Here is a 7,103-nt window from a genome sequence, read left to right on the forward strand (position 1 = left end):
CCGCCCAGACCGCCTCGGGGTCGGCGGCGACGTCACGGGAGAGATCGAGCTGCATGGGTTCAGGCTACCGAGGCGATCCGGCCACGGGCGCGCGGGAACCGCCGCTGCTGCCGCCGAAATGCGGAAAACCGGCCCCGCCGAAGCGGGGCCGGTCACACGCGGTGCCCGTGCCGGGCGGAACCCGGCCCGGGCGGTGCGCCGTCAGGCGCGCCGGCTCAGGAGCCGAAGTTCTCGACGAAGCCACCGAAGAAGCCGAGGACCTGGGCGATGAGGTCGGTGCCGAAGTCGGCGGCCTCGGAGCCGGTGTTGACGTTGGCGGAACCGGTGGCGATGCCGTTGATGAAGTCAGAGATCATGGTGTAGATCCTTTCGTCGTGACGGCGGTGGGCTCTCCACCGCCGGGGTCTGCGTCGTTCGGACGCTCGTTGGGTACATCCGGACGACTGGGGCCGACGTTACCCAGACGTGACGTCGAACCCCACCTGACGAGGGGTTTTGCGACCCGGGCGGCGGTAAGCCCGCGTTCATAGGGAGAGGAAGGGCGGGACTGGGAGTACTCAGGTGCGACCTATCTCACATTTCGCTCCCGGGGCCGGAACGACAGCTCCCGTCCGACCGGCCGGGGCCCCGTCGACGGGCCTAGACTCGGACGCGTGAACGCCACCCGCCCCGAGTCCCGCCCCTCCGGACCGATCCCTCTGCCCGCCGGTTTCCGCGCCCACGCGGGGGCCGCGGGTCTGCGCGAGCACGGCGACGACGTCTTCGTCGTCGTCGCCGACGGTCCCGCCGTGACCTCCTCGGCGGTCTTCACCCGCTCGCTCTTCGCCGGGCCCTCCGTGGTGCTCAGCCGCGAGAACGCCGCCGGTGGCCGGGCGCGGGGCGTGGTGGTGGTGGCGAAGAACGCCAACGTCGCCACCGGTGAGCAGGGGATGGCCGACGCGCGCGAGGTCCTGGAGCGGGCGGCCGGAGCCGTGGGGGTCGCGCCGGAGGAGTTGCTCATCGCCTCCACCGGCGTGATCGGTCGGCGCTACCCCATGCCGATCCTGCGGTCCCATCTCGAGGGGTTGGCCGGTGCCGACTTCGACGCCGACGCGGTCGCACTGGCCAGCGCGATGATGACGACGGACACCCACCCCAAGACGGCGCGGGTGGAGGTGGCGACGACGACGGGCGGCACCGCTCAGGTCGTGGGCATCGCCAAGGGGGTCGGGATGGTCGAACCGGACATGGCCACGATGATCGCCGTGATCTTCACCGACGCCGCCGTGGAGCCCGGTGTGCTGGACACCGCGTTCAGGGGTGCGGTGGACGACACGTTCAACTGCCTGTCCGTCGACACCGACACCTCCACCTCCGACACCGCGATCGTGCTGGCCAGCGGCGCGGCCGGGCCGGTGGACGAGGCCGGGATGCGGCGGGCCCTCGAGGCCGTGTGTCTGGACCTGACCCGTCAACTGGCCCGCGACGGAGAGGGGGCCACCAAGTTGCTCACCGTCGAGGTCACCGGCGCCCGCGACCGCGACCAGGCCAAGCGTGTGGCCAAGGCGATCCTCAACTCCCCACTGGTCAAGACCGCCGTCCACGGGGCGGACCCCAACTGGGGCCGGGTGGCCATGGCGATCGGCAAGTGCCACGAGGACACGGACATCGACCCGGAGCGGGTCCGCATCGTCTTCGGTGACCTCGAGACCTACCCCGCCTTCCCCGGTGAGGCCGAACTCGAGCGGCTCACCGAGATCATGCGGGCCGAGGAGGTCACGATCTCGGTCGACCTGGGCGTCGAGTCAGGCTCCGCCGACGGCGCCTGCACGGTGTACGGGTGCGACCTCTCGCGCGAGTACATCTCGATCAACGCGGACTACACGACGTGACCCCGCCTACCGGCGCGGGCGCGCCTCCGGACGCGGGCGCGGCGGAGGACCTCGAGGCGATCCGGGCGGTCTTCGCCCGCCGGCTGTACGTCATGGACACCAAGCAGTGGGACGCCTACGGGCCGTGCCACACCGAGGACGTGGTCAGCGAGTCCTGGGCGGCCGGCGGCGGGGCGCCCGAGGTGCGCGGTCGCGAGGCGCTCACCGCCGCGATCCGAGCGACCCTCGACGGCCGCGTCCCGGTGACGAGCGTGCACCACGGGCACACCCCGGTGCTGGAGCTGACGGGCCCGGACCCGGCCACCGGCGACCCCACGGCCACCGGCATCTGGGCGATGGAGGACCGGTTGTGGTGGTCGGTCGACGGCCGTGAGCACTGGCTCCACGGCTGGGGTCACTACCACGAGCGGTACCGCAGGGTGGACGGTCGGTGGTTGATCACCCACCGGCGGCTCGAGCGGATCCGGGTGGACACCGGCCACACCGACGCCTGACCCCCGCACACGTGCGTCAGCCGGCGGGGCCCGGGGGTCGGCGGGCCATCGCGAGCACGGTGTCGCGGGTGTCGTGCCACACCCGGCCGGTGATGTCGCCCCACGGGTCGTGGCCACCGGGCACCAGCGAGACACGGGCGGGGTCGCCCACCCGGCGGGCGGCCCGTACGTAGACCTCGGACTGCTCGGGCGACACCACCTCGTCGTCGCGGCCGTGGACGCACACCACCGGGACCCCGGTGGGCAGGTGCGTCACGGGCGAGGCGTCCCGGTAGCGCTGACGGCGCGTGTCGGGGCGGCCACCGAGCAGGCCGGCGACGTACTTGTCCCCGGACTCCTCGGCACGGAGCAGGTCCGCGACCCCGGCGAGGGACACACAGCCCGAGACGGGGACGGCGGGTCGCGACCCGGGCAGAGAGGACGGCAGTCGTGCCCGCCCGGCGACCCACAGCGCCAGGTGCCCGCCGGCGGAGTGCCCGGCGACCACCACCCGGCGCAGGTCCAACCGGTCGCCCACCTGCGCGGAGACCTCCACCAGGTGGTCCACGGCCCGGCACACGTCCGCGACCGTGGTGGGCCAGCCCCCTCCGGAGCCGACCCGGCGGTACTCGATGTTCCACACCGCCACGTCGAAGGAGGCCAGGTCGCGGGCCTGGTTCTCCATGTAGGCCAGGCCCAGAGAGTCCTTCCACCCGCCGCCGTGGATCAACACCACCACCGGCAGGGCCGGGTTGGCCGACTCGGGCAGGTAGAGGTCACCGAAGGTCTGACCGTCCGTGTCACCGGGCTCGCCGTAGTGCAGGCGGCGCGGTTCGGTGACCGGGACCGCACCCTCGGGCGCGACGTAGGGACGGGGAGCCACGGAGTCGGGGCTCGGGCCCGACGTCGCCACGTCCTCGCCGCCCGCCCCGAGGGCCGAGGTCAGCGCCCATCCCGCCGCCCCTCCCGCGCCCAGCGACAGGCCGATCAACACCGAACGGCGGGAGAGGTCGGTCCCGCCGCGGCGCGCCCGTCGGTCGGACACACGGCGACTGTGCGCACGACGACTGGGCATGCGGGGACTGGGCATGCGGCGGCGGGACCTCCTACGTTGTGCCCCCGGCCTCAGGCCTTGCCGGCGACGACGTCGTTCTCCGCCCCATCGTAGAAGGGGATGTATCCCTTGTCGGACGACAGGACGTAGAGCGGGTCGTCGAACTGGGAGGTGTCGAACGCCTGCTCGCGCAGCTCGGTCTTGCGGCTCTTGTAGGTGGACGTCACCTCGAGCTCCTTGGAGAGCCGGATGAACAGCGGAACCGCGTACGACGGCAACGACCTGCGCAGGTGCTCCGCGAGCGCGGCGCCGTCGAAGTCGGACTTGTCGTGCAGCCGCACGGCGGCCATGCCCGCCTTGCCGTCGGCGCCCGGCACCGGCACGCCGTAGACCACGGCCTGGTCGACCTCGTGGCGAGCGCTGACGGCCGCCTCCACCTCGGTGGTCGCCACGTTCTCGCCCTTCCAGCGGAAGGTGTCGCCCAGGCGGTCGACGAACGAGGCGTGCTTGAGGCCCTGGTCCAGCATCAGGTCGCCCGAGACGAACCAGGCGTCACCGTCACTGAAGGCGTCGCGGATGACCTTCTTCTCCGTGGCCTCCTTGTCGGTGTAGCCGTCGAAGGGCTGGGTGTCGGAGATGCCGCTGATCAGCAGGCCGATCCCGCCCTTGCCCACCTTGGTGAGCCGACCGTCCTCGCCGCGGCGGGGCTCCCCGGTGTCCGGGTCGTAGTCCACGATCGCGAAGTCCATCGGGCAGTAGCCGGTGGTCTTGGGGATGTTGAAGGCGTTGACGAACGCGATGTTGCACTCGCTGGCCGCGTAGAACTCACAGATCCGGTCGACGCCGAACCGCTGTTGGAACTCGTCCCAGATCTCGGGGCGCAACCCGTTGCCCGTCATCACCCGGATGGAATGGTCACGGTCGCCCGGACCGGGTTCCTGGTTGAGCAGGTAGCGGCAGATCTCGCCGATGTAGATGGCGGCGGTCGCCCCGGCCGCGCGGGCCTGGTCCCAGAACTTCGACGCGGAGAAGTGCTCCTCGACGGCCAGGCACGCGCCGGCGGCGAGCACGCAACCCAGGCCGACCGTGAGCGCGTTGTTGTGGTACATCGGCAGCGGACAGAGCAGGACGTCGTCCTTCTTGAGCCGCACACCCGACAGGCCGAAACCGGCGAGCGCGCGGTTCCAGCGGTAGTGGGACATGGTCGAGGCCTTGGGCAGGCCGGTCGTGCCCGAGGTGAACACGTAGTACGCGGTCTCGTTGCCCAGCGTCTCGTCCGCCTCGGGCGGGTTGGTGGCGCCGGCGTCCGCGTCCATCTTCTCCAGCTCGTCCTCGAGCCAGGTGAGATCCGAGAGCTCGTCCGGGCGGTGGCCCGCCGTGAAGTCGCGGAACGGGAGGTCGACCTCGGTCCCCACGGCGATCAGCTCACCGAGCCACTTCTCGCGGGGGATGGACCCGGCGGCCTCGGCGCACTCCGCCCCGATGAGGACGACCTTCGAGTCGATGATCTTCTGCGAGTGCTCGAGGACCTCCCCGCGCTGGTGGTGGTTGAGCAGGCCCACCGAGGCGCCCACCTTGACGGCGCCCAGGATGGCGAGCATGACCTCGGGCCGGTTGACCATGCAGATGCCGACGGTGTCGCCGCGCTCGACCCCACGGGCCTTGAGCACCCGGGCGAAGAGGTTGGCGCGCCGGTTCGCCTCCCCGTAGGTGATCTCGGAGCCCAGGAATCGCAGGAACGGGGCGTCCGGTTGGCCGGCCGCCAGTTCCTGGAACCTCCTGCCGATGGAGATCTTGTCGGTCCCGCGGGAGGAGCGGACGATCCGGAGACCACGCAGGACTGTCGGCAGATCGGAGACGAGAGAGGGCAGGCCTCCCGCCAGGTCGAACGGGGTGAGGGTCCTGGCGCCCTGGGACGCGCGGCGGGTGGTGTCTTCGGTCGTGTCGGTCACGGGTTCTCCTCTTTCGGGGTGGTGAGTGACTTGGCGGGATCTCCGGCGAGGCCGCGCCACGCGAGTTCGACGACCACTCCTGCGGCCACCGATTTGGGTATGGACCGGTGCGCGACGCGGTCGGCGACCGCCTCCCCGGCCCCGACGAGCGCGGTGGCGACCACCTCGAGCACCTCGCGGCTGCGCCCGTCCACCGAGTTCTGCGCCAGCAGATCGGTGGTCAGGTCCACCAGGACGGAGCGGGTCTTCTCGACCTCGTCGCCGAAGGCGGGTTCGGCCACGGCCTGGCGGTACACGACGTTCCACGAGTCGGCGTGGTCGTCCACGTAGTCGAGGAACGCCTCCACGACGCTCTCCAGACTGTGACGCGCACCGGTCCCACTGGTCGCCGCGGAGGTGAGGTGGTCGATGAGTCGCCCGGACTCACGGGTCACGCACGCGGAGAACAGTTCCTCCTTCGAGCCGTAGTAGAGATACAGCATCGGCTTGGAGATCCTGGCGTCCTTGGCGATGGTGTCCATCGACGCCGATCGGTAGCCGAGGTCGGAGAACACGCGGATGGCCGAGTCGAGCATCTGCTGTTCGCGGATCGCGCGTGGGATCCGTTTGGTCCCCGTCGTCACAGGACTCCTTCCGGCGGGACGTGGTGTCGTGTCCCACACCAACTTACCGGCCAGTAAGTAGTTGTGGGCGACACTACGCACGATCCACGGGGTACCGGGTGATACTCTTTCGGCGTCGGCGTGCCCCGGGGCACCGCCAGGACACCCCATTCTCGTGACCCGCAGGGAGAACTCGATGAGCTTCGGTACCGGAGCGCTCGCCAGCGCAGTCGGCGGAATCGTCCTCGGCGGCATCGTCGCCTTCGGAGCCAACTCCGCGATGGCCGAGAACTCCATCCCGGAGGTCGCTCAGCCGCCCGCCGACCAGGCCCTCCTCGGCCAGGTCGAGTACGGCGCCCGCTAGTCCCCCCTCCGCGCCGGCCGAGGTGACCCGCGGGATCCGTCTCGGTGCAGGCGCGCGTGACGCGGTCGTCGCGTTCCTCGGTTTCCTCCTCCTCGCCTGCCTGCAGTCCCCGGGTCTGGTCGTCCCGGACACCAAGTACGACCTCGTCGTCGACCCCGGACGCTTTCTCGTCCAGGCCACCCACCTGTGGACCGGACTGTCGTTCGGCGGCCAGGTCCAGAACCAGGCGTACGGGTACCTCTTCCCCCAGGGGCCGTTCTTCGCGCTGTTCGACCTGGTGGGGATGCCCGCCTGGCTGACCCAACGGCTGTGGTGGGCGGTGCTGCTGACGGTCGCCTACGTCGGCGTGGTCCGGGTCGCGGCAGCACTGCGGATCGGCACCCCCCAGACCAGGGCGGTGGCCGGGATCCTCTACGCGCTCGCCCCGCGGATGCTCGGCGACCTCGGGTCGATCTCCTCCGAGATCTGGCCCGTCGCGCTGGCACCGTGGGTGCTGCTGCCGGTGGTGCGGGTGTTGCAGGGGCGGATGTCCCCGCGCCGGGGTGGCGCCGGTGCCGCGCTGGCGCTGGCGCTGATGGGCGCGGTCAACGCGGTCGCCACCGCCGTCGCGTGCCTGCCCGCGATCCTGTGGTGGCTCATGCACCGCCCCGGACGCACGTGGGCGCGGCTGGCCGCGTGGTGGCTGCCCCTCTCGGTGGCGGTGTGCCTGTGGTGGGCTGTTCCGTTGGTGCTCCTGGGCCGGATCTCGCCTCCGTTCCTGGACTACATCGAGTCCGCCGAGGTCACC

8 protein-coding genes are annotated in these 7,103 nt (G+C 71.2%); 4 read left to right on the forward strand and 4 right to left on the reverse strand.

The window, feature by feature from the left end:
* Positions 1-215: 215 nt before the first annotated feature.
* Positions 216-356, reverse strand: coding sequence for a hypothetical protein (locus tag G6022_RS06405; RefSeq protein ID WP_182637356.1), 141 nt, complete (start codon positions 354-356; stop codon positions 216-218).
* Positions 357-653: 297 nt separating this feature from the next.
* On the opposite strand from G6022_RS06405, the gene argJ reads away from it, so the two are divergent.
* Together argJ and G6022_RS06415 are read left to right on the forward strand one after the other, a co-directional pair.
* Entirely contained in the window at positions 654-1,871 is a 1,218-nt protein-coding gene (argJ, locus tag G6022_RS06410) for a bifunctional glutamate N-acetyltransferase/amino-acid acetyltransferase ArgJ (RefSeq protein WP_347238155.1), read from the forward strand.
* Positions 1,868-2,365: a nuclear transport factor 2 family protein gene (locus tag G6022_RS06415; protein WP_182653257.1), complete on the forward strand. Its 498-nt coding sequence runs from the start codon at positions 1,868-1,870 to the stop codon at positions 2,363-2,365. Before argJ ends, G6022_RS06415 begins: the two co-directional genes overlap by 4 nt.
* Positions 2,366-2,381: 16 nt before the next feature.
* On the opposite strand, the gene G6022_RS06420 is transcribed toward G6022_RS06415, so the two are convergent.
* From G6022_RS06420 to G6022_RS06430, 3 genes are all read right to left on the reverse strand, one after another.
* Complete coding sequence (locus G6022_RS06420) at positions 2,382-3,389, reverse strand: alpha/beta hydrolase (RefSeq protein ID WP_347238156.1); 1,008 nt, start codon at positions 3,387-3,389, stop codon at positions 2,382-2,384.
* Positions 3,390-3,469: 80 nt separating this feature from the next.
* Positions 3,470-5,350: a long-chain-acyl-CoA synthetase gene (locus tag G6022_RS06425; protein WP_182638653.1), complete on the reverse strand. Its 1,881-nt coding sequence runs from the start codon at positions 5,348-5,350 to the stop codon at positions 3,470-3,472.
* A complete protein-coding gene (locus G6022_RS06430; RefSeq protein ID WP_179523607.1) occupies positions 5,347-5,973 on the reverse strand; it encodes a TetR/AcrR family transcriptional regulator in 627 nt (208 codons plus the stop codon). The genes G6022_RS06425 and G6022_RS06430 overlap by 4 nt, the downstream gene beginning before the upstream one ends.
* A 154-nt stretch (positions 5,974-6,127) precedes the next feature.
* Between G6022_RS06430 and G6022_RS06435 the strand changes: the two genes are divergently transcribed.
* Both G6022_RS06435 and G6022_RS06440 read left to right on the forward strand, forming a co-directional pair.
* Positions 6,128-6,316 carry a DUF2613 domain-containing protein gene (locus G6022_RS06435; RefSeq protein WP_346034821.1) on the forward strand — a complete coding sequence of 63 codons (189 nt, stop codon included), beginning with the start codon at positions 6,128-6,130 and terminating at the stop codon, positions 6,314-6,316.
* A 22-nt stretch (positions 6,317-6,338) separates the two neighbouring features.
* The coding region (locus G6022_RS06440) for an alpha-(1->3)-arabinofuranosyltransferase family protein (RefSeq protein WP_182691210.1) at positions 6,339-7,103 on the forward strand (765 nt) is incomplete at its 3' end.

This window comes from Dietzia sp. Cai40, from assembly GCF_014145165.1.
Taxonomy (GTDB): domain Bacteria; phylum Actinomycetota; class Actinomycetes; order Mycobacteriales; family Mycobacteriaceae; genus Dietzia; species Dietzia natronolimnaea.

Coding starts and splice junctions, on each gene's coding strand:
- G6022_RS06405 (WP_182637356.1), bottom strand. CDS start 356: ATGATCTCTGACTTCATCAACGGCATCGCCACCGGTTCCGCCAACGTC.